Raw genomic sequence first — 22,368 nt, 5'->3', positions numbered from 1 at the left:
ACTGTTTTGTATTGAACTCACCTTAAAGGTTCCGTTTCCCCTTTATAACCCTAAGGTTTATTTTAAATTAATGTATTGAATTAGCAATGCTATTCAATATATCCATGTCTAAGAAAGCATATGATCAACGGCTACTGGTCATTGCAAGTAATCGACTGTGGAAAAAAATGTAGAACCTAAACTTTTAACAAACTCACAATCATGAAAATTATCTACGAAATGTTTACAAGTAGGGAAGGCTTTATTTATGGTATACTCTTTACTTTAGTTTCATTATGTATGAATGCCCAAACTCCCGTTCAACAACACGGACTACTTCGCGTAAACGGGAACAAAATTGTTGACAAAAACAACGTCCCAACCAGTCTTGCCGGAAACAGTCTTTTTTGGAGTAACGCAGGAGATACTTCTGACTTTTACAATGCAGAAACCGTATCGCATCTAGCTGATGACTGGAATAGCTCCATAATAAGAGTAGCCATGGGAGTAAAAGAAAACTGGGATGCCGGTAATGGATATATCGATAGCCCTAATGCACAAAAAACCAAAATTAGAAAGGTGATTGATGCTGCCATAGACAAGGGCATTTATGTAATCATCGATTGGCACACTCATGAAGCCGAAAGATATACGCAAGAAGCTGCAGATTTCTTTAAGGAAATGGCACAACTCTATGGAGACCAACCTAACATTATTTATGAAGTATACAACGAACCTATTGGTCAGTCCTGGACTCAGGTAAAAAACTATGCTAATACGGTAATCGCAGCAATCCGATCAGAGGATCCTGATAACCTAATCGTAGTAGGATCTCCTACATGGTCACAAGATGTGGACGTCGCTTCTAATGACCCAATTAATGATACAAACACTGCCTATACACTGCACTTTTATGCAGGAACACATACCCAGTTTCTTCGCAACAAGGCACAAACTGCTATGAATAATGGTGTCGCACTTTTTGTAACCGAATGGGGTGCTGTTGATGCTAGTGGTGATGGTGGTATCGCTACTGCCGAAACCGAACGATGGATGCAATTTATCAAGGATAATGATATTAGCCATGTAACCTGGTCGGTAAGTGATAAGCCCAGTAATAGTGATCCAAATAGAACTGAAGGTTCTTCAAAAGTACAATTACGAAAGGGGGTCACCGGATTGGTAAATAATGAACTTACTCCTTACGGTGTATTTGTAAAAGACATTGTTAAGAATTGGTCTGATGATTCTGGAAATCCACCACCTCCACCTCCTTCTGGGACTATCGAATGTAATAATGTAGATTGTATTATAGCAGCAATGAAGAATGCGCAACCGGGTGACGAAATTATTGTAGCATCTGGGACCTATACAGCTACAGATAAGTTCAACTTTGGAAATAAGGCTACACGATTTGGATCTGATAAAAATGGAACAGCTTCAAAACCAATTACGCTAAGAGCGAAAAATCCATCTAATCCTCCAATTTTAAAAGGAGTTAGCGGGAGCTATGATGGTTATGTAATGTTTATTCTAGGAGATTACTGGATTCTTAAAGATTTAATTCTGGAAGAAGGATCCAAAGGAATTGTTTTTGACAATGCCAATCACGGAGTGATCCAAAATGTAGTGGTTCGAGAATTGGGAGAAGAAGGAATTCACTTAAGAGATGGATCTAGTAATAACCTGGTAAAAGGATGTCAGGTATATAATATAGGAATCAAAAAACCAGGAATTGGTGAAGGTCTTTATGTGGGATCGGACAAAGGACAGCACGAGAGCGCATCACAAGCCGGAAACATATTTGATAACAAATACAACCCAAGGTGTGATAATAATACTATTGAAGATTGTATCATTGGACCTAATGTAACCGCCGAAGGTGCAGATATCAAAGAAGGAACCAAAAACACTATTATCCGCAATTGTACATTCTCTGCCCAAGGGATATCAGGAGAGAACAGTGCAGATGCCTTTATAGACCTTAAAGGAGCCTATGGATTTGTGTATAACAATACGTTTAATAGAGATGGATCTGCTATTCTTAATGCAGGAATTGATTTTCTAGATAGAGGAACCGGATTCAACACAGGATTTAGAAATGCCATTTTTGACAATACATTTAATTTAGGAAGTAGGGCTAACGAAATTCCAACAGCGAGAAAAAAACAAGGTAGCCCTAGCGAAATTCACGTCTGGAATAATACTCGTAATCCAAATTCACCAGATTTTCCTGTAAGTGACGGGACTACAAATTTTGTTACACAATCTTGTCCAAGTTGGAACATTGTTCCTTGTAATGGAGGAGGTACCAACCAGGCACCATCAATATCTTTGATTACTCCTACAGGAGATGTGAACTTGCAAGAAGGATATTCCAATTTTAAGGTTGAAGTAAATGCAACTGATACCGATGGAACTATAGACAACGTAAAGTTATATGTTGATGGAAATCTGGTACGAGAAGAAAAAAGTGCACCCTACGAATGGGGAGCAGGTGATAATGCAAATGAGTTGTTAGGATTACCTGTTGGAACACACACTATTAAAGTAGAGGCTACGGATGATGATGGAGCCAAAAAAAGCACCTCATTTACCGCTACGGTAACTAGTGTTACTTCTAATCAACCTCCAGCAGTATTCTTTTCTTCTCCTTCTGGTGACCTTACCGTAGAAGAAGGATATAATCTATATGTAAAAGTAATTGCCACAGATAGTGATGGCAGTGTGAGCAATGTAAAGTTATACATTGATAATAATTTTATCAGACAAGAAAATTTTGATCCATACGAATGGGGACATGCTGGTTCACCAAACCCTTCAGAAGTGGATAACTTACCAGTTGGAACACATGTTTTTAAAGCGATTGCGACCGATAATGAAGGAGCCACTTCAGAAAGCACATTTACCTTAACGGTAAAGCAAGAAACTACCGGAGGAGGAGATAACAATTGCTCATTCGGGACACCGCTTGCAGGGGCATTACCAGCATTTGATCAAGCTTCATATACCAAAGTACATGTACTAGGAACAGGAGGCCCCGATGTATCCAATATCCGACGCTTCAGAATCAATTGGAATCCACAGTACAATGGATTGTACCAATTCGCGGTAAATACAACCAATGGTCAACCGGACTACTACGTAGATTTAAGAAATGTGACGAGTTATAGTTTCGATACGACTAATCCCGAAGTTACTTTTTCTAATTCTGGGTTATCAGGTTGGGACGGTTCGTATTGGGTGGCCAAAGATGGAGCTAACTTTGTCATGGTTTCAAAAGATAGTGATTTCTCAATCTATTTCAGTAATTCGGATAATGCTCCCACATGTGCTGCCAAAAGCCCGGAAGTAGCTTTTGAAGAAATACCTGTAAAACTATACCCGAATCCAGTTCAGGACGAGATGATGTATCTAGAAAATATTTCAGAAAAAGCATCACTCCTTCAGATTATTGATATGCAAGGGAAAGTACTACTCACTAAAGACATAAAAAATAACCGTCCACAAATTGATGTGGCGGATCTTGACTCTGGCATGTATATCCTAGTCGTGAAAGGGATAAGATATCAAAGTTCAACGTTATTTACGAAGCATTAGGAGATGCAATGTTTAAACTGTGTCACCGGGTGATTTAGGGGTTTCCCGGTGACTATTTTCAATTTTCAATTCTAAAACTATGAAGTATTCAACGCTAAAAAAATGGTTGGGTGGATCGCTATTGCTATGTGTCAACCTTATGTGTGCTCAGCAACATATTGTGTATCACAACAATTTTGATCAACTCGCTACAGGACAGTACAATGAAGAAGAGGCGAAAGAAGCTTTGAATGTCAACTTTTGCAAAGGTGCAGATGAAGGGAGAGTATTCATTTCCGAATTTCAAAACAAAGGAAATGTCTTAAAAGTGAAATATCCTAAGGGAAAAGTAAAGACCAATGATAGTGGGATGCATACCAAGTTATTTTGGAATCATTATGACACCTTTGAGGAGTTGTATTTCAGTTATAATGTGTATATCCCAGAAGATTTTGAGTTTAGAGCAGGGGCTAAATTACCAGGGCTGTCTTACCAAACTAGAGATAGAAATATGTCACTTCGTTTAATGTGGCGATATGATGGATTGCTGGAGTTTTATAACCATTTTGAAACCAGACCTAGTTGGGATGGATGGACGGCATCTGTAAATTGGAGTTTACTAGATCCCTATGACGAACCTGGAGGACCGCAACCCGACCAGGTCAAACTAAAAAAGGGAGCATGGAACCACATAGAGGTTTATCATAAACTCAATACTCCAGGAGAGAACGACGGGATTATGAGAGGGTGGTTAAATGGAGAATTGGCTATCGATATTACCGATAACGGGGATTACAGACAAAATGGACAAGAGGACATTCAATTGAATAGCATTTATCTGTCTACTTTTTTTGGTGGAAGCAGTGATGCCTACAAACCTACCAAAGATCAATATGCCTATTTTGACGATCTGATTGTATCTAAAACAAGGGTAGGATATGATGATTCTGGAGATGAAAATGATAGTTCACTGTCAGTATCTTTCAAAACACCATCAACAGATCTAACCCTACAAGAAGGTTATGATTTGGATATTGAAGTTAATGCCACCGACGAAGAAAATGGTATCCAGGAAGTTCGATTATATATCGATGATACTTTTGTGAGAAGGGAGCGTTTCTACCCATATACCTGGGGGCATGATCGATCTCCAAACCCCGAAGAAGTCAATGGCCTGGCAGAAGGAATGCATCTTATAAAAGCCATTGCTACCAATCGCAAAGGAGAAACCAAAGAAACTTCGATCATCCTTACGGTAGAAAACAATAATGCTTGTGATTTTGCTTTACCCGATACCAGAGGAATTCCTGGGTTGGATAATGTGTATTACAATAATGTACATATTATGGGAAATAGAGCTCCTAGTTTCCTAAGTAATTTCGTCAACTTTTCAGTAAAGTGGAATCCTATTTATGATGAGCTTTCCAAGTTTGCGTTGATTACCAATGATGGTTTCCCCAATTGGTATGTGGATTTTAGCAATACAGCCGAGTTTCAACTCAAAAATGAACACCCAGAAATTACATTAAGAAATACAGGTGTAGCAGGATTAGATGATAGTTATTGGGTAACCCTAGAAAATGGGGAACTGATCTTAAAATCAAAAAATAATGGAACACTAATCTGTTTCAGTAATTCTTCGCAAGCACCATTGTGCATGCAAGGAGATCGGCAAAAAGTAACTTCAATAAGCAACACACAAAACCTAAGGCCATACCCAAATCCAGCAAAAAGTTCTATTGCTATAGATAATCTCCCACCTACTACAGATCAGGTAAATGTCATGAATATGAATGGTGAAGTTGTTCTTTCTCTACCAGTTTCCATAAAGCAATCGGATGTAAGTATTTCTCTAGAAGAATTACCATCAGGTATGTATTTTCTTGAGGTAATTTCTGATACGCAAAATGTAAAAACAAGATTTATTAAACAATAAAAACAACCAAAAACACACAAGAAACACTTAAATGTTCAACACTTAAACAAACACAATGAAAACACGAAGCCTCACAATACATAATTGGCAAATTATGCTAGCGATGCTATGCATGATTTGGGGAGCTACAGCACAAGACTGCGGTAATAGCAGATTAGTGATTGATCAAAATTTTAACCAATATAATGGGCAGAACAAGCTATACACTCGAAGCCTGGCAAACAGCGATTTTCCTAAAATTGCAGGAAGAACTTCAGGAGGAAATGTACGCGGGTTAAGCAATGATTTTCCTCAAAGAAACCGAGTAATTAACGGAGAGTTACGAGCACAATTTACTAAGAATGATGCCAGTGGGCGTAGCGGCGGTTTTGTATTCGATAGTAGTTTTGATGGTGCAGAAGAGGCTACGCTGGAGTATCGAGTAAAATTTGCAAATGACTTTGTCTGGGCTACAGGAGGGAAACTCCCTGGATTGGGCGGAGCTTCGACACCCAATGGAGCACAACCCGCAGGATGCACACAAAATCAAAACACCATCAACAACGCCTTTTCGTGTCGCTTGATGTGGAGATCAAATCGAGCCCATACACAAGAGCCATATCTTATCGTTTATGATTACTTGCCTAATAGAGAAACACGATGTGGGGGGAACACCAGATTAGGGGACTTAAAGTTGAAAAGAAATCGATGGTATACTGTAAAACAATACTTAAAACTCAATACCCCTGGGCAACGAAATGGGGTTTTGAAAATGTATATCGATGGTCAAAAATTAGTAGATCAGGACAACGTGATGTTCCGTTTGTCTGGTAAAGGTAGCGTTAAAATAAATTCTATCGTGATGCATACCTATCGAGGAGGAAATCGAACAGATCCTGTATGGCATTCTCCCCAAGATGATTATATCTTTTTTGATGATTTCAAGGTATGGACCAATTGTTCTGGGGGCGGTAACACCAATAATCAAAAACCAACAGTTGCTATTACCAATCCTAATCAATCCAACTATACGGCGGGTAGTGATTTGTCGGTTACCATTAATGCGAATGATGCCGATGGAAATATTACAAAACACGAAGTTTTTGTAAATGGAAATTTGGTAGATACGGATGGTACAAATTATACACCACATCCGCTAGACAATATTCAGGCAGGAAATTATACGATAAAAGTAGTGGTTACCGACGATGACGGAGCCACAGCAGAAGATACCGTTTCATTTACAGTAAATTCAAATGGTGGAGGTGATAACACCGGAGGAGATTCCTCATGTACCGGTTATGAAGAAAAAAATGGGATGGTGGTTATTGAAGCTGAGAACCTTCAAACCCCGGGAAATTGGCCTAAAAAATCAGGAGTTTCCGGATTTACAGGAAATGGATATATCGAGTGGACTGGTCAGGACTTTTTTAATGATCCGGGAAATGGAGTAATTACTACTGAAATCAAGATTAACACACCAGGAAGATATCAGTTTTTATCAAGAACCAAAGTAGGCGAGGGAACCAGTACTACCGAAGCGAATGATGTGTGGTTAAAATTTCCGGATGCTGATGATTTTTATGGACAAAGAGGAAGTCTTCGTGTATATCCAAAGGGTTCAGGAAAAACACCACATCCCGAAGGAGCTAGTGGAGAAGGATATCTCAAAGTATACTCTGCAGGTACAACCAATTGGACCTGGTCTACAAAAACTTCGGATGGAGGAGAAAATGCTAGTGACATTTTTGTAGAGTTTGACAATCCGGGGACGTATACCATGTTGTTATCAGGTCGATCCAAACATCATCTTATTGATCGGGTAACCTTGAATCGCACCAGTGCAAATGCAACCGATCTTTCTTTGCAAGAAACGAAATGTGATGATGATGGAGGTGATGGAGATAACAATAGTGAAGCATCCATTACTGGGGAGTTAAAAAAATGGCATAAGGTGACCCTAACCTTCAACGGGCCGAATACTTCCGAAGGCGCTTCCAACAATCCATTCCTAAACTATCGTCTAAACGTTACGTTTACTCACCAAAGTGGTTCACCTTCTTATGTTGTGCCTGGTTATTTTGCAGCAGATGGAAATGCAGCACAGACCTCGGCTACCAGTGGTAACAAATGGAGAGTGCATTTTGCACCAGACAAAACAGGAACCTGGAACTATAGTGTTTCTTTTAGAAAAGGAAACAATGTAGCCGTAAATGAAAGCAATACTGCTGGAACTGTAGCTGGATTTATGAATGGCCAAACCGGATCTTTCAACATTGGTGCTACAAACAAAACAGGTAGAGATTTTAGAGGAAAAGGGCGTCTGCAATATGTAGGGGAGCATTATTTAAAATTTGCCGAAACAGGAGAGTATATGATCAAACAAGGACCAGATTCTCCAGAGAACTTATTTGCATATACTGATTTTGATAATACTCCTAATGCCGGGAATCGCAGAAAAAATTATACGCCTCATGTTGGAGATTGGAATAGTGGAGACCCTACCTGGAAAAGTGGGAAAGGAAAAGGACTAATCGGAGCGGTAAATTATATCGCCAGCGAAGGATTGAATTCAATGTCTTTCCTGACTATGAATATCAATGGAGATGATGATAATGTGTATCCTTATACAGGAAGAGATCAACGCTCAAGAATGGATGTTTCCAAAATGGCACAATGGGCTATCGTTATTGAACATATGCAGAAAAATGGAATCTTTGCCCATTTCAAAACACAAGAAACTGAGAATGAAACCCTATTGGATAATGGGAATACTGGAAACCAACGTAAGTTGTATTACCGAGAATTGATTGCAAGATTTGGTCATAATTTGGCCCTAAATTGGAACTTAGGAGAAGAGAATGGTGGAGGCCCACAACCTGTAGATCAATCGCCAGCACAAGAACGAGCAATGGCTGAGTATTTTTATGAAAATGATCCGTACCGTCACCATGTTGTGATTCATAAACATCCAAATGATTTTCCAGAGTACTTATTAGGAAATCAGTCTAGACTAACCGGTTTCTCTTTACAGACCAATAAGTCGGATTTTGTAAATGTTTTTAGTAAGGTAAAAGAAGCTATAGATGATTCTAGAAACTCAGGAAAAAAATGGGCAGTAGCTTGCGATGAACCTGGGGATGCACAACATGCTATCCGACCAGATAACAATGCGGCAAACTCACATACCGATGGTCGAAAAAATGCCATGTGGGGAACCTTACTTGCAGGTGGATGGGGTAACGAATGGTATTTTGGATATCAAAACGCACATTCTGACCTATCCCTTCAGGATTTTAGAAGTAGGGATAAATGGTGGGATTATGGGCGTCATGCAATTCGATTCTTCGAGATTACAGATCTGCCTTTGACCCAGATGCGAAATAACAATGGACTTTCGTCCAGTAATAATGATTATTGCTACGCAAAACAAGGCGAAGCCTACGTTGTCTATTTGAAAAATGGAGGTAGTACTAACCTTAATTTGAATGGACAAAACGGACAATTTACCGTAAAATGGTACGATCCTCGTAATGGTGGTTCGCTTAAGAATGGATCAGTAACAAATGTTAACGGAGGAGGAAATAGATCTTTAGGGAACGCTCCGAATAATGGGAGTAAAGACTGGGTGATTTTGATCACCAAAAATGGAACTACACCAGGAGAGAATACTCCTCCAACAGTTGCTTTTGCCGATCCATCTGGGAATACTTCAGTTGAAGTAGGATATACCAATTTTGAAGTTACTGTAAATGCTTCGGATACCGATGGTAGTATTGAAGGGGTAAAATTATATGTAGACGGAAACTTAGTTCGCGAGGAAGTTCAGGCACCGTATGAGTGGGGTAAAGGAAACAATGTAGGTGAATTATTAGGGTTATCTGTGGGGCAACATACAATCAAGGCCGAAGCTACCGATGATGATGGCGCTACCACAAGCAAAACGTTTGTGCTTACTGTGCAAGCAGCGAATACAAATGAAACTCCTCAGGTATCCTTTGCTACACCTTCGAGCAACCTTACGGTAACCAAAGGGTACGATATGGAAGTTATTGTTAATGCTACTGATCCAGATGGCAGTATTGCTAATGTAAAGCTATATATCGATAACAATTTAGTGCGTCAGGAAAATATCACTCCTTACGAATGGGGACACGATGGATCACCAAATCCAGAAGAAGTAAATGGATTAGATGTAGGGACATATACCTTTAAGGCTGTTGCTATAGATAATGATGGGAATACCGCTGAAGCTTCTTTTGTACTAACGGTACAGAATGATAATAGCGGTGGAAATGGCAACAATTGCAGATTTGGAACTCCTATAAATAGTGGGATAACTGCTATGGATAGAGTGACATACAACAATGTTTATGTTTTGGGTAATGGAGGACCGTCATTGTCTAACTTCAGAAAATTCACCATCAACTGGGACCCACAGTATAATGGATTGTATCAGTTTGCGATCAATACCGATGATGGAGTACCAGGATACTACATTGACTTTAGTGATACGATTTCTTTTCAGCTTAATGATGCCAATCCCGAGGTAATGCTTCAGAATACGGGGTTCTCAGGATTAGATGGTAGCTATTGGGTAGCATTGGATCAGAATAATCTGGCTCTAGTTTCCAAGGATAGAGATTTCACTATCTATTTTAGCAATTCTACCCAAGCTCCTTCTTGTGCGAATCAACAGAGTAAAATTTCGATAACTGCAAAAGACACTCAAGAATTGATGTTATATCCAAACCCGGTCAAAAGTGATGTGTTATCCATTGGTGGTTTGGAAAATGAAAAGATGACACTCCAGGTATTTAATCTGATTGGCCGCAGAGTATTGATCAAAGAAATAAAAGGGGTGCAAGTCTATCAATTACCTGTAGAATCTTTGGAGGCAGGCAACTATATATTAAACATACAAAGTAAACACGTCAACACATCTTTGCATTTTATTAAAGAGTAGTCAATCAATAGTTAGTTTGATTCTTGTACCTGTATGCTTGATCTCCTTATTCTGGTAATAAGGAGGTTAGGTATACTATGCATTATAAACTATCAAAAGATAGCTATGTGATGTTCTATACTTTTAAAACCACCAAATCATGAAAAAATCAATAAAAATCGACCGTATTGTATTAGTTACCATGCTGATATTATTTGTTCTAGGGGTTTGTAATCTTTTTGCAAATTATCCCAAAGAAACTACTATCGAAGTAGCTTCAAAATATGATTGTGCTCCTCCGCCAATCAGTTTGGTAACCATTAGTCCTGTTAATTCAGGTTTTTGGAATCAACCCTCTACATGGCCCAATGGCATAGCACCAACAGCAAATGATGATATCCTTATTCCACCGGGAATGGATGTGGTCATGTTAGGGACTTGTAGAGCAAGGAACATTACAGTACAAGGAAAGCTAAGTGCAGTGAATTGGCAAGCAGGAGGTGCCTGGATCGATTTGGAAGCCAGAAGTATTGTGGTGGCCAATGGAGGAACTATGGAAATAGGTACAGAAGATCAACCCTATATTGCGAACAAAAACGCATCTGGTATACGTTGCCAAATTACACTTACGGGACCAAAAAACACGAACTTGGGAGCCTCCTACAAGGCAATTATGGTACAAAATGGTGGAGCTTTAGAGCTGCATGGGAAGAATAAAAAAAGCTGGACGAATATCGCCATCACTGCTAACCCCGGCGATACCCAAATTATCTTGAAAGAAACCGTAGATTGGGAAACAGGGGATATGATTGCTTTAACTTCTACAGCCTTGGCAACTGCAAATGGTAAACAGTGGGAACAAGTAGATCAGGTAGAGATTGCATCCGTTGTTGGAAAAACAATCACTCTAACGGCACCACTCCAGTATCAACATATAGGAGGTTCTAAATCTTATACCAGATCGACAGATGGTAAAACCTGGGATGTAAACATTCAAGGAGAAGTTGGTTTGCTTTCTCACTATATAAAAATTCAAGGTCGGACTAATGATAATGATGGTTTTGGAGGGCATATCATGCTGATGAAAGGTTCTGTTTCACATTCAGAGAATATCGAATTGTATAGAATGGGACAAAAAGGAGTATTAGGCCGTTACCCTTACCATTGGCATTTAAATGAAGATCAATCACAGGGGAGTTATCTACGAAACTCCAGTATTCATAAATCCTTCAACAGGGCGGTTACTATTCATGGAACTGATTATGTAACTGTAGATGGGGTGTTTGCATATGATCATATTGGTCATGGTATTTTCCTAGAGGATGGTGCAGAGCGTTTTAATACCATAAAAAATAATGTGGTTTTTGTAACGAGAAGGCCAAAGAACGGTGAAGAATTAACACCATCTGATAACGAGGCTAACGAACCGCAAAATAGAACCCCAGCTTCTTATTGGATTACAAATCCAAATAATTATTTCGAAAATAACGTAGCCGCGGGTACTGAGGGAACAGGGTTTTGGTTTGCCTTTCCAGAAAAACCAATGTTTGATTCTGGTAATCTGTCCTATTTTCAGGGTGTAAACCCTTCAACCGAACCATTAGGGAGATTCGATGGTTTTGTGGCTCATACGTGTATGACAGGATGGGATGTTTTTGATAGATTGAATCCTGACCACTCTATAAAAAAGAATTTTGGCTGGAATGTAAACACAAGACAATTGATTAAAGATGGTTTGTTTTATGGAAATGACCAAGCATTATATAGCGGGTTGGGTGTAGGCGGTATCAATGAAAACACTGTTTTCTATAACTGCGCCTTCAGTGATAATAAAACGGTATCTATGCTTGCCGGGGATCTAACCATAGAAAACAGTCTCTTTAATGTAGATACAGATCTCGGAGTATTTGATGGAGTACGAGAATTTTTTAGATTTTATGATGGTCCAGGAAGACATATTGACTGTCATTTTGAAGGATGGAATCGTTCTAATGCAGAAATGATTAAACAAATTACCGGAGGAGGAGCTACAGAGAATTTCAATCCTACATTCCGTGGAACTACCAAAGGATTTTCAGAACCATTCCCATTTAGATTTTTTCCTTTACCTAATGCTGATAACACTAGAGCAAGAAAAACTGGTCAGTTTTTCAAAGACTATGACGGAGGATTAACAGGTAAAGCTAATACTACGTTGATTAGAGATATTGCATTTCTTAGAGATGGACATGAGTATCGACATCCTTCTTGGAGAAATGCTGCTCGATCTGATTATTTCTTTGCGGGATTATGGCTTGCAGGTATTAATTCTAGTGGGACTAGAATATCGGTAGTGCGTTCTAAATCAGGAACAGAGGATGTTTGTTTCTACGAGTCTGGAAATGCATCTTCAGGAACGTATAAATTCCCAACAATTGTTAATCAAGGGTTTACCTATACCTATTATCTAGACCGAGCACCATCAAATAAAAGTATTCATTTGATATGGAATAGAGGAGATGCTGGGGATTTGGCATTCGTACTTTTTAAAGGCTTAGGAAAATTGGGAAATTTTAGGGTAAGAGGTCATAATTTTAATCTGCCACGTCTCAATTCTATATCGGCAGTTGAAAATGCTACTAATAACGCCTATTTTATTGCAGGAAATGGAGATGTATTCCTTAAACTTAGAAATCTTGGAGGAGATAATAGAACCAATATTTTCTTTAACTGGGATACCAATGGAAGTTTTCAACCAGCAACTCTTCCTTGTACAACGAATAATTTAGATGGAATTACTGCTCTAGATAGTGATGGCGATGGAAGAACTGATATTGTAGAAACAGAGACTTGCGGTAATCCAAACAATGCTTCAGACTTAAACTTTGAATTTAGTAATACCAATGAGAGTTTTGAGCAATTTAATACTGCTGCAAACAATACAAGTAGTGATGAATTTTGGTTGATAAGAGCAGATAATTCTAATGATCCTTTTATTGTGAGAAATGGTCTAAAATTTAAGGGAAATCAAGTCCCTCAATTAAAAATCAGAACCAAGTCTGAAGCTGCAGGCGCCTTTCAGTTATTATGGACAACTACAGATCAACCCAATTTTGCTGCCAATCGATCTGTAACTGTTGCTCCGCAAACGACAAATGTTTTTGAAGAACTCATTTTTGATATGAGTACTATCAATACCTGGATGAGTAAGACCATTACCAAAATTCGCTTGGATTTTCCTCCGGATCCCTCTTCAGCAAGTCATACCTGGATAGATTATATACACGGCCCTAATGCCTCAAATGCTCCATGTGATGACACACCGAATATTGTATTTGCTAGTCCCACAAATGATCGCTTACAAGAAGGTGATGATTTGGGAGTAATCGTTGCCGTTACGGATGGGGATGTTTCTAATATTAAACTCTATTTAAATGATATTTTGGTGAGACAAGAAAATGTAGCACCTTATGAGTGGGGTACCGCAAACCCAGGCCAAAATGATACAGTATTGTATAACCTTACCACTGGGACCTACGAATTAAAGGCAGATGTTACGACTGTTGATGGTCTTATTACCTCTATTTTCAAAACGATAGAAGTTCGAGGAGAGGGAAACCCGATTGTTCACTTACGAAAACGTAATGCTACTAATTACGCTCTAGACGGAGGTGCAGGAGGAGCACCAAATCAGAATGTAAAATTGTGGCAAGCGAATCCTAATAATATCAACCAACAATGGATCGAAATAGATCGAGGTAATGGATATTATTCGTACCAAAAAGCGAATACTAATTATTGCATGGATGCAGGAGATAGTGGAGCAAGAAACCAAGATGTAAAACTTTGGGATTGTGAGACCAATAATTACAATCAACAGTGGCGTAAAGTGCGTATCGCAGATAATATTTATCGTCTTGAAAAGCGTAATGCTAGTGGATTTTCTATAGATGGAAACAATGGTGGAGCAAATGATCAGCAGACATATTTGTGGGATAGTGGTGATGCGAATCAAAATCAGCATTGGATATTCGAAGTAATTGGCGAAGATAAATCGGAGGTTGAAGATCAAAATGTAGTAACCCTATTCCCGAACCCAGTGTATAATACCTTGTTCATATCAGGAAATAATGCGAATAGATTGGTTAAAATATATGATCTATTAGGCGCTTTAAAAATTGATCAACCTTTGGATGAAAATGAAAATAAAATAGATGTTAGCCAATTGCCTAAGGGGATCTATATGGTTCGAATAATTGATTTTAATAATCTGGGTGCTAATTCGATGATGTACAAGATTGTAAAAACAGACTAAGCACACTTGTTGTCAAACAAGTCTGTTCTATTTTTAAGAGTTCAAGAAGAGAAAAACAAGCCGTACTCAAATTCAATATCTGAGGTTACGGCTTGTTACTTGCATAAAGTTTATTTCACATCAACTTCTAATTTGTATCCGGTAGATGAAACCCGATTAATCGATGCTTTTTTAATGTGCAATCTTCTTCTCTTCTCCAGAATATGGTATTGGTTCCTTCTGTTTTTCCAGAGAAATCAGGAACCGTCCATTCTACATAGAATTTAGAGTATTTGATAAATCCATTGTTTACTGGGGTATAGTCATAGGTCGATATACTTATACTATCGATAGTAACCGGATGTCCGTAGTATCCTTTATAATATTCTTCCAAATTTTCTTTGCCTTCGATTACTGTATTTGCAAAGCGGTAATATTTACAATCTTCGGTATACGTACATATTACTTTTTCAACATTTCGCTCTCTTACATGCTCTTTTCCAAAGGCATCGTACGCTTGTAACTCGGGGAGTATCTTTTTTCCATTTCTGATATCAGGACCTGGGGCTTTTTCCTGAATCTCCTTCACCAGTAATGGGGTGAGATCTGCTACTTTATGAGAGTACCCAAAAGATTCGGATTCTAGTTGTAGCTTACCATCTTCAAGAGGTTTCCAGACATTCCAGTATTTTCCGTGTAAGGGCTCCATATTCGTACAAGTTTTTTGAAAAGTGCCAATTTCCATAATACGATTCCCAAGATCTAAGATTTCGGTAGTTTCTTTGGTGTAGTTAGTAACATCTTGTTTTTGAAAGATATCTGAATAATAAATTTCAATATTGGAAATGCCATCGATGATAGGATGATAATCAGTAAGTAAGAGTGCGTCATCGGTATATATCTGTTTTATACTACTGAAGTTCTTACTCTTGGCAGCATTGATTAATTTTTTATTCAAGGTGTTGATCTTTTGATCTAGCCCGCTATTCGTATTTGTGTTCAAGGTAGCGATCTCCTCAATTTCATTATTTACGTGTAGCATAGGTGAAAAAGAAGCTATAGTGCAAATCAGAGCTAATAAGATAATTGTAATTCGTATCATTTTGAAAGGTGTTTTTAGTGATTTTGTGGTAAACGAAAGCCGATAAGACGATGTCTTTGTAAAAAGCCATTATTGTCTTTTTTTAGGTATACCAGACCAGTCCCTTGGGTTATTCCAGAAAAATCTGGGACAGTCCATGCTACATAAAATTGCGTATAGGATAGGTAACCATCTTTTACCTTATGGTAGTGGTAGGGCTTCACTTTGATAGAGTCGATGGTGACCGGGTTGTTGTAATAATCGGTATAGTATTTTGAGATCACATCAAAACCATGAACTTCTTTTTTGGCAAATCGGTAGTAGGTAGCGTCTTGGGTAAATAATTTCATGGCTTTATTCGGATTTCGTTCTTGAGAATGCTCTTCGGTTAATCGATAATAAGTCTTGATCTCTTCGGGTATGGCTTTAATGTTTCTGGAGGTTTTGATAGAGGTGTTATCTTTCAATGCTTCTACCACCAATGCGCTTTGGTCTGGTATTTCATAAGTATACCCAAAAGATTCCGAGGTTAATTGTAAAGCACCATCTGGTTGAGGTTGCCAAACATTAAAATATTTTCCTTTTTGAGGTTCCTGATTTTTAAAAGATTTATCGAATATTCCAATTTCCAGAATCCATTCACCAAGATCAATGATCTCGGTAGTGGTTTTGGTATATCTTATTATTTGTTGTCTGCCAAACAGCGCTGTATAAAATGGTGTGATGTGGGCTCTTCCATCTATGATTGGGTTAAAATCAGTAAGCAATAACGCATCTTCTGCATAGATGTGCTTTGCCTTAGCAAAATCCTGGGTCATTGCTGCATCAATTAGTGTTTGATTTAGCGCATTTATTTGAGAAGTTAATGAACCGAAGGTGTTTTGAGTTTCTAAAAGGGAACTTTGATGCTCTTTCTTGGCTTTGACATTGGTACATGATAAAAAAATACCTGACGCGAGTATGGCTAGGATAATTACGGGTTTCATTTTGTCAGTGTTTTAATAGGTGAATGGTTGTAGATGACTTTCCATATTTTTAAAGAATGATCTTCTTGTCGTTTAAAAACAAAAAGATTCTTGGTTTCAAATGGAACAGTATTATTCATGTCTTTTGGGGTAAATGTTCCGGTGACTTTGCCACGTACAATTGTGATTTCTGGATACGAGTACAGATCAACAATTTGATGTTGCATGACTACATTTCCATAAGTATTTTGCTTTTCCAGATAAGCTCTTAATTGCTCTTTGGTGGTGATCACTTCGTTATCTGGTGCCATATGAACGAGATCATCGATCCAAACGTTTAGTTTTTCCGAGGCTTTCAGGTTATTATCGTCTAGTGTTTTAAAGATTGTCTTTACTTCACTAGCATCTTTGGGATGCACCATAGATAAAGAAGAAGATTGATCTATCCTTACAAAGGTTCCTCCATAAAAATTCCCGGTAGGTTGATCGTTTGCATCAAACTGGTTAGATTCTAACAAGTATTCATTTTCATTGATCCAGAGGTAATTGTATACCCTATAAGTGCCCTCTGGTTCACCTTGAAAAGAAACTTTGAGTTGCATATCTCCATTTTTGGAAAAACTACCATCACCTACACCATTACGAAAGGGCAAAAAATTAGATAAGTGCTGTATTTTTTTGGTATCGTGATTGTATCCCCATAGAACATGTCCTTTCGCGGAGGTAGCTTCAATAACACATAATATACTAGTGTCTGTATTCACTTCTTGACAGGTCGTGATATGCCCTGGGATTTTTAATGTGGTTATAGCCTCCTCGGTATTTCCTTGTTGCCATAAGTCATCTTTTAATGTCCATTTTCCAACAAACTTTTTAAATGGGTTTTGTGGACGTTTAATGTATTGAAAGTCATGAGAAAAGTTGTGGGTGCCTCCTGGTTTTAAAGTGATTTTTCTTGCATCTCCAGCTTCCCATTCAAATCCGTTGAGAACATATTTAAGGTAAACATCGGTATCTTCAGTAATTTCAAAGTCCAGACGAACTGTATAAACCCCATCCCTATCTGTGTCGGTAAGGGTAACGCCTTTTACCCAAGATAATGGTGGTACGCTCCCTCGTATTTCTAAGTTCAATACGGTGTCTTTGGCTCTTTCGGTAATTGATTTGGTTTGTAATTGAAGGGAAAGCGTTGTGTTTTGTTGCCCATAAAAATGATTAGGTAACATTAAAAACAAAAGCAGGGTGAATAGGTTGAATGATAAAGCGCTCATCTAAGTTTTTTATTGGTTCGAACTCAAATTAACAGTAAGACTTACTGCAAACAAAAAGGGATTGACCAACGGTTGTAAAAGCTGTATCAACGATATTATTTGTCCATTTTGGAGTCCAAACCAGTGATTTAATTCGTCAATATGACGTTTGTTTACAAAATCATGTCGTTGGTCAATACTTTGATGACTTACCTAATTCTGAAATGCATACCATAGCCTTAATGGGTACATTTAACTGTTTTTGATTGTATAACCACTAAAAAATGAATAGTATGAGTTTCAGAATATTACTAAACCGTTTTTGTTTTTTGTTGATTTTTATGTGCTGCATAAGCATCCCGGCGCAGGATGCAATGAAAGGAAGTCTTGAGGTCAAAACACTAGAGTCTGAGTTTTTGAAAGAGAATAAAATAGGTATTGATGTAAAGAGAAGCCTTCAAGTGTACCTTCCGCCAGATTACACAATATCTAATCAAAAGTATCCTGTTGTTTATTACTTGCATAGTATATTCGACAGTCCTGAAGTCATCATCAAAAATCGAAAAGTAACTACACTTATCGATAATACTATTCAGGAAGGTATATCCAAAGCTTTCATTTTGGTAGTTGCTGATTTTACTTCACCAACCTTGGGGAGCTTATTCGAGAATTCGAGTACTAGTGGTTATTGGTTGGATTTTATTACCAAAGAATTGGTGCCTTATATAGATAAAGAGTTTCGAACAATTGCTAACAAAAACAGCAGGGCTGTGATAGGAGATTTTATGGGAGGCCGGGGAGCTTTAAAATTAGGAATGGCCTATCCAGAATTGTTTGGAATCGTATATGCAATGCATCCTGTTGCTACGGGTTCTGGGTACTTACCCAGATCTGGGATTGGTGTAGACTGGGATAAGATTCATTCGGCTACATCTTATGATGATTTGGTAGGTACCGGAAGAACTCAAATTTTTGCTAGTATTTGTCAGGCGTTTTTGCCAAATCCCAATCGACCACCTTTGTATGCAGATTTTTTATTCGAAAAACAAGAGGATCAAACATTACATCTGCATCCAAAAAACATAAGAAAGGAACAAAAGGAATTTCATTTGGATGAAGTTCTGGATCGGTACGCTGCAAATCTGCAAAATCTAAAAGCTATTGCATTTGATTGGGCGCGTTTTGATCCTACTCAGGCGCATGTAATTTCGAATAGAAGATTTAGTAAAAAACTGATGGATTTAGGAATTGTCCACAAGGGAGAAGAGTTTGTAGGAGATCCATGGAATAAGTATTGGGGAAACAGTGGACGTTTTACCACAAGAGTACTTCCTTTTTTAAATGAGCATTTAAGTTTTTAATCCAACCCTTAAAATTGGGTAGTCTACCATAAATTATATAATTTCATAGCTAATACGCTATAGTGATCGTTACTTAAAAATATGTTGAATTGGTTTTATAAATATAAAATTTACCATCTGGTCTTTTGGATGGTTTATCATTTTGCCTGGTGGTCGATATCAGTGGGAGATCCTGTACAAGCTATTGATAACATCTTATTTTCACCCTACACTACCAAGTTTGTTTTTTATGTGGTGTTTCAGGCATTAGCGGTTTATTTTAACCTTTACTACCTAATCCCAAAATACCTGATCACTGGGAGATACAGAACTTATCTTTTTGCACTAGTTCTAACGATCATGATTACCGCTTCTTTTATCGTAAGTGGTTATTATTTAACGCCTGTCATCACCGGGCTGCCTTTTGAAGAATTGTTTAAGAATCCCACAAGCGCATATTGGGATCTTTTTAAATCCAATGCGTTATCATCTACTATCGCCAGTATGACCTTGGCAATGAGCATTAAGTTGGGTAAAAATTGGATCGAAACACGAAAAAGAGAACAAGAATTAGAGAAAGAAAAAATAGAAACCGAACTCAAGTTTTTACGATCTCAATTCAATCCTCATTTTTTGTTTAATACCATCAATTCTATCTTTGTATTGATTCATAAAAACCCGGATAAAGCGTCCGATTCATTAGCTAAATTTTCTGATTTGCTACGGTATCAATTATATGAATGTAATGCATCAAAGATTTCTGTAGAGCAAGAACTCAATTACCTTAATAATTTTATAGAATTGGGTAGTTTACGTTTGGACAATAGTGTGCGATGTGATTTCAATTTACCGCAAGCTACTAATAATCAATTGGATATTGCGCCATTTATTCTGATGCCTTTTATCGAAAATGCGTTTAAACATGTTTCGCAAACCCATTTGCAAGACAATTGGATTTCTATTCATATTACTATAAATGGTTCCAGTCTTTATATGGAAGTAAGTAATAGTGTTGCCCAAGCACATAACAATACGGATGTCATAAAAAGTAATGGTATTGGATTAGTAAATGTGAAACGCAGATTGGCCTTAATTTATCCGGATCTGCATGTACTAGAGATTTCAAAAGAATTAGATAACTATAGACTTCGTTTGCAAATTCAATTGGATACCACCAAAGAGTTAGAAGCCTCTTCGGAAGTAAGAGAATTATCTTTTAAAGTATCGTAATATAAGAGTTGATGATAATACAATGTGTAATAATAGATGACGAACCTTTGGCAAGAGAATGTATTGCTAACTATATACGAGAAATTGATTTTTTGAAGTTGGTTGGAGAAGGGAATAACCCTCTACAACTCATCGAACTAATGGAACATCAAGAGATCGATCTTATCTTCTTGGATATCCAAATGCCTGTGATGAATGGAATCGAGTTTTTGAAAATTACGAATCAAAGACCTTCAGTAATTCTTACTACGGCGTTTCCCAATTACGCCCTAGAAGGGTTTGAGCTAGATGTTATGGATTACCTACTAAAACCGATCACCTTTAATCGCTTTTTTAAAGCGGTGAAGAAAGTATGGGAGTTTAAGCAGGTTCAAGACGCATCCGCAAATAAAACATCGAGGGCGAGTGATATCGATTATTTTTTTGTGAAAAATGATAAGACCTACGAAAAGATCTATGTAAAGGATATCTTGTATGTAGAGGCTATGCAAAATTACATTGCTTTTCACACGGTAGATGGTAAGAGACATTTAGCGTTGATTACTATGAAACAGGCAGAAGAAAACTTGCAAGGGAATAATTTTATACGCGTACATAAATCGTTTATCATTGCAGTGGATAAGATAAAATCTATAGCCGATAATAAAATCAACATTGCTTCTATGCAAATTCCAATAGGTAGAAACTACAAAACACAATTGATGGAAATCGTGCAAAAAAATAGGTTTTAAAATTCTCTTCTCTCCCTTTTGTTAAGGAAAAAGTATATTTTATTTGATTGAAAACCAGAAAATTAAAACAGGTTTTCTTTTGAGGGAATTCCGTTTTATGATTTTGGAAGTGATCAAACAATGGTTTTACAGTAAGTAAATTACAATTTATTGTTATAAAACCACAAAATGTTTACAGATATCACCGTTATGGCTATAAAACATAACTGTTTAACATTTTTTTTCATAAATTAGCTTATATATGTTAGAGAAATCATAATTCTGTAACATAAACTATTAACCCCCAGAATAACTAACAAATGAAATCTCTTAAAGCTAACCTTTGGATTATATTCCTGTTTCTATTTAGTAGTATTTATTGTCAAAAAGAAGTTGTAGATCATTCTTCTTGGGATCAAATTTTAATCCTCAATGTTACCGACGATGGCCTTGTGGATTATGATGGTGTGACTAGCATTGCAGTTGTTTTTTACACGTATTTCAGATCATTACAAACGATTTCTCCAAAAGAGAATTGGAGTAGAGAAGAGAAACTAGCGTATTGGCTCAATGTATACAATGCTACCGCTATGAAAATGATCATAGACGAATACCCTATCAAAACCATTAACGACATTGAAAACCCTTGGAAACGAAAAGTATTCAAATCTCAAAATGTTAGGTATAGCCTAGATGATATTGAACACGATATTTTGAGAAAATTTGGAGATCCTAGAATTCACTTTCTACTCAATTGTGGTTCTATGTCCTCACCACGTCTGTGGAACAGAGCGTATACCAGCGCCAATATCAACGAATCTCTTGAAGAAAGAACGCGCGAGTTTATCAATGACCCGCAGCGAAATCAGATCAATTCCAGTGTAGTTCGAATTTCTGAGTTATTCAAATGGTATGAAAAAGACTTTACTTCTCAGAATGTTGATGTGATCGATTTTATTAATCGTTATGCCAATGTCAAGATTAGTAAAAATCTAAGATTGACAGATAGGAATTATATAACCTACGATTGGAGTCTTAATAAAAACAATAATAAAACACCGATCACCAGTAACAATTAAAGTTACCCCTTTTAATCGTTCT

At 37.6% G+C, this 22,368-nt stretch carries 11 protein-coding genes; 8 read left to right on the top strand and 3 right to left on the bottom strand.

Going from position 1 to position 22,368, the window contains the following annotated elements:
* Positions 1 to 201: 201 nt before the first annotated feature.
* From ACXAGJ_RS14750 to ACXAGJ_RS14735, 4 genes are all read left to right on the top strand, one after another.
* Positions 202 to 3,579, top strand: coding sequence for a cellulase family glycosylhydrolase (locus tag ACXAGJ_RS14750; RefSeq protein WP_474840923.1), 3,378 nt, complete (start codon positions 202 to 204; stop codon positions 3,577 to 3,579).
* Positions 3,580 to 3,658: 79 nt separating this feature from the next.
* Positions 3,659 to 5,494 (top strand): T9SS type A sorting domain-containing protein, encoded by a 1,836-nt coding sequence (locus ACXAGJ_RS14745; RefSeq protein ID WP_474840922.1) that lies wholly within the window; start codon positions 3,659 to 3,661, stop codon positions 5,492 to 5,494.
* A 55-nt stretch (positions 5,495 to 5,549) separates the two neighbouring features.
* Positions 5,550 to 10,439, top strand: a complete 4,890-nt coding sequence (locus ACXAGJ_RS14740) for a polysaccharide lyase (RefSeq protein WP_474840921.1) — start codon at positions 5,550 to 5,552, stop codon at positions 10,437 to 10,439.
* Between the two features lie 139 nt (positions 10,440 to 10,578).
* Positions 10,579 to 14,712, top strand: a complete 4,134-nt coding sequence (locus ACXAGJ_RS14735; protein ID WP_474840920.1) for a G8 domain-containing protein — start codon at positions 10,579 to 10,581, stop codon at positions 14,710 to 14,712.
* 127 nt (positions 14,713 to 14,839) lie between these two features.
* Here ACXAGJ_RS14735 and ACXAGJ_RS14730 read toward each other — a convergent pair whose 3' ends face one another.
* Genes ACXAGJ_RS14730 through ACXAGJ_RS14720 form a run of 3 tightly spaced genes read right to left on the bottom strand, consistent with a single transcriptional unit; the run spans position 14,840 to position 18,008 of the window.
* Complete coding sequence (locus ACXAGJ_RS14730) at positions 14,840 to 15,793, bottom strand: Cif family virulence factor (protein ID WP_474840919.1); 954 nt, start codon at positions 15,791 to 15,793, stop codon at positions 14,840 to 14,842.
* Positions 15,794 to 15,807: 14 nt separating this feature from the next.
* Positions 15,808 to 16,758, bottom strand: coding sequence for a YybH family protein (locus ACXAGJ_RS14725; protein ID WP_474840918.1), 951 nt, complete (start codon positions 16,756 to 16,758; stop codon positions 15,808 to 15,810).
* Positions 16,755 to 18,008 (bottom strand): Cif family virulence factor, encoded by a 1,254-nt coding sequence (locus tag ACXAGJ_RS14720; RefSeq protein WP_474840917.1) that lies wholly within the window; start codon positions 18,006 to 18,008, stop codon positions 16,755 to 16,757. The genes ACXAGJ_RS14725 and ACXAGJ_RS14720 overlap by 4 nt, the downstream gene beginning before the upstream one ends.
* A 272-nt stretch (positions 18,009 to 18,280) precedes the next feature.
* Between ACXAGJ_RS14720 and ACXAGJ_RS14715 the strand changes: the two genes are divergently transcribed.
* From ACXAGJ_RS14715 to ACXAGJ_RS14700, 4 genes are all read left to right on the top strand, one after another.
* Complete coding sequence (locus ACXAGJ_RS14715; protein ID WP_474840916.1) at positions 18,281 to 19,348, top strand: alpha/beta hydrolase; 1,068 nt, start codon at positions 18,281 to 18,283, stop codon at positions 19,346 to 19,348.
* A gap of 81 nt (positions 19,349 to 19,429) precedes the next feature.
* Positions 19,430 to 20,557 carry a sensor histidine kinase gene (locus tag ACXAGJ_RS14710; RefSeq protein WP_474840915.1) on the top strand — a complete coding sequence of 376 codons (1,128 nt, stop codon included), beginning with the start codon at positions 19,430 to 19,432 and terminating at the stop codon, positions 20,555 to 20,557.
* 11 nt (positions 20,558 to 20,568) lie between these two features.
* Positions 20,569 to 21,288 carry a LytR/AlgR family response regulator transcription factor gene (locus ACXAGJ_RS14705; RefSeq protein ID WP_474840914.1) on the top strand — a complete coding sequence of 240 codons (720 nt, stop codon included), beginning with the start codon at positions 20,569 to 20,571 and terminating at the stop codon, positions 21,286 to 21,288.
* 299 nt (positions 21,289 to 21,587) lie between these two features.
* Complete coding sequence (locus tag ACXAGJ_RS14700; RefSeq protein ID WP_084549470.1) at positions 21,588 to 22,346, top strand: DUF547 domain-containing protein; 759 nt, start codon at positions 21,588 to 21,590, stop codon at positions 22,344 to 22,346.
* The last annotated feature ends 22 nt before the right edge of the window (positions 22,347 to 22,368 follow it).

This window comes from Aquimarina sp. AWH4_224 (genome assembly GCF_056160245.1).
Note: the sequence above shows the minus strand (reverse complement) of the source record. Positions and strands in the feature narration are given on the sequence as shown.

Excerpts from the sequence above, each read along its gene's own strand:
- ACXAGJ_RS14725 (WP_474840918.1), bottom strand. The coding sequence starts at position 16,758 with ATGAAACCCGTAATTATCCTAGCCATACTCGCGTCAGGTATTTTTTTA.
- ACXAGJ_RS14705 (WP_474840914.1), top strand. The coding sequence starts at position 20,569 with ATGATAATACAATGTGTAATAATAGATGACGAACCTTTGGCAAGAGAA.
- ACXAGJ_RS14750 (WP_474840923.1), top strand. The coding sequence starts at position 202 with ATGAAAATTATCTACGAAATGTTTACAAGTAGGGAAGGCTTTATTTAT.
- ACXAGJ_RS14730 (WP_474840919.1), bottom strand. The coding sequence starts at position 15,793 with ATGATACGAATTACAATTATCTTATTAGCTCTGATTTGCACTATAGCT.
- ACXAGJ_RS14745 (WP_474840922.1), top strand. The coding sequence starts at position 3,659 with ATGAAGTATTCAACGCTAAAAAAATGGTTGGGTGGATCGCTATTGCTA.
- ACXAGJ_RS14720 (WP_474840917.1), bottom strand. The coding sequence starts at position 18,008 with ATGAGCGCTTTATCATTCAACCTATTCACCCTGCTTTTGTTTTTAATG.
- ACXAGJ_RS14710 (WP_474840915.1), top strand. The coding sequence starts at position 19,430 with ATGTTGAATTGGTTTTATAAATATAAAATTTACCATCTGGTCTTTTGG.
- ACXAGJ_RS14700 (WP_084549470.1), top strand. The coding sequence starts at position 21,588 with ATGAAATCTCTTAAAGCTAACCTTTGGATTATATTCCTGTTTCTATTT.
- ACXAGJ_RS14715 (WP_474840916.1), top strand. The coding sequence starts at position 18,281 with ATGAGTTTCAGAATATTACTAAACCGTTTTTGTTTTTTGTTGATTTTT.
- ACXAGJ_RS14735 (WP_474840920.1), top strand. The coding sequence starts at position 10,579 with ATGAAAAAATCAATAAAAATCGACCGTATTGTATTAGTTACCATGCTG.
- ACXAGJ_RS14740 (WP_474840921.1), top strand. The coding sequence starts at position 5,550 with ATGAAAACACGAAGCCTCACAATACATAATTGGCAAATTATGCTAGCG.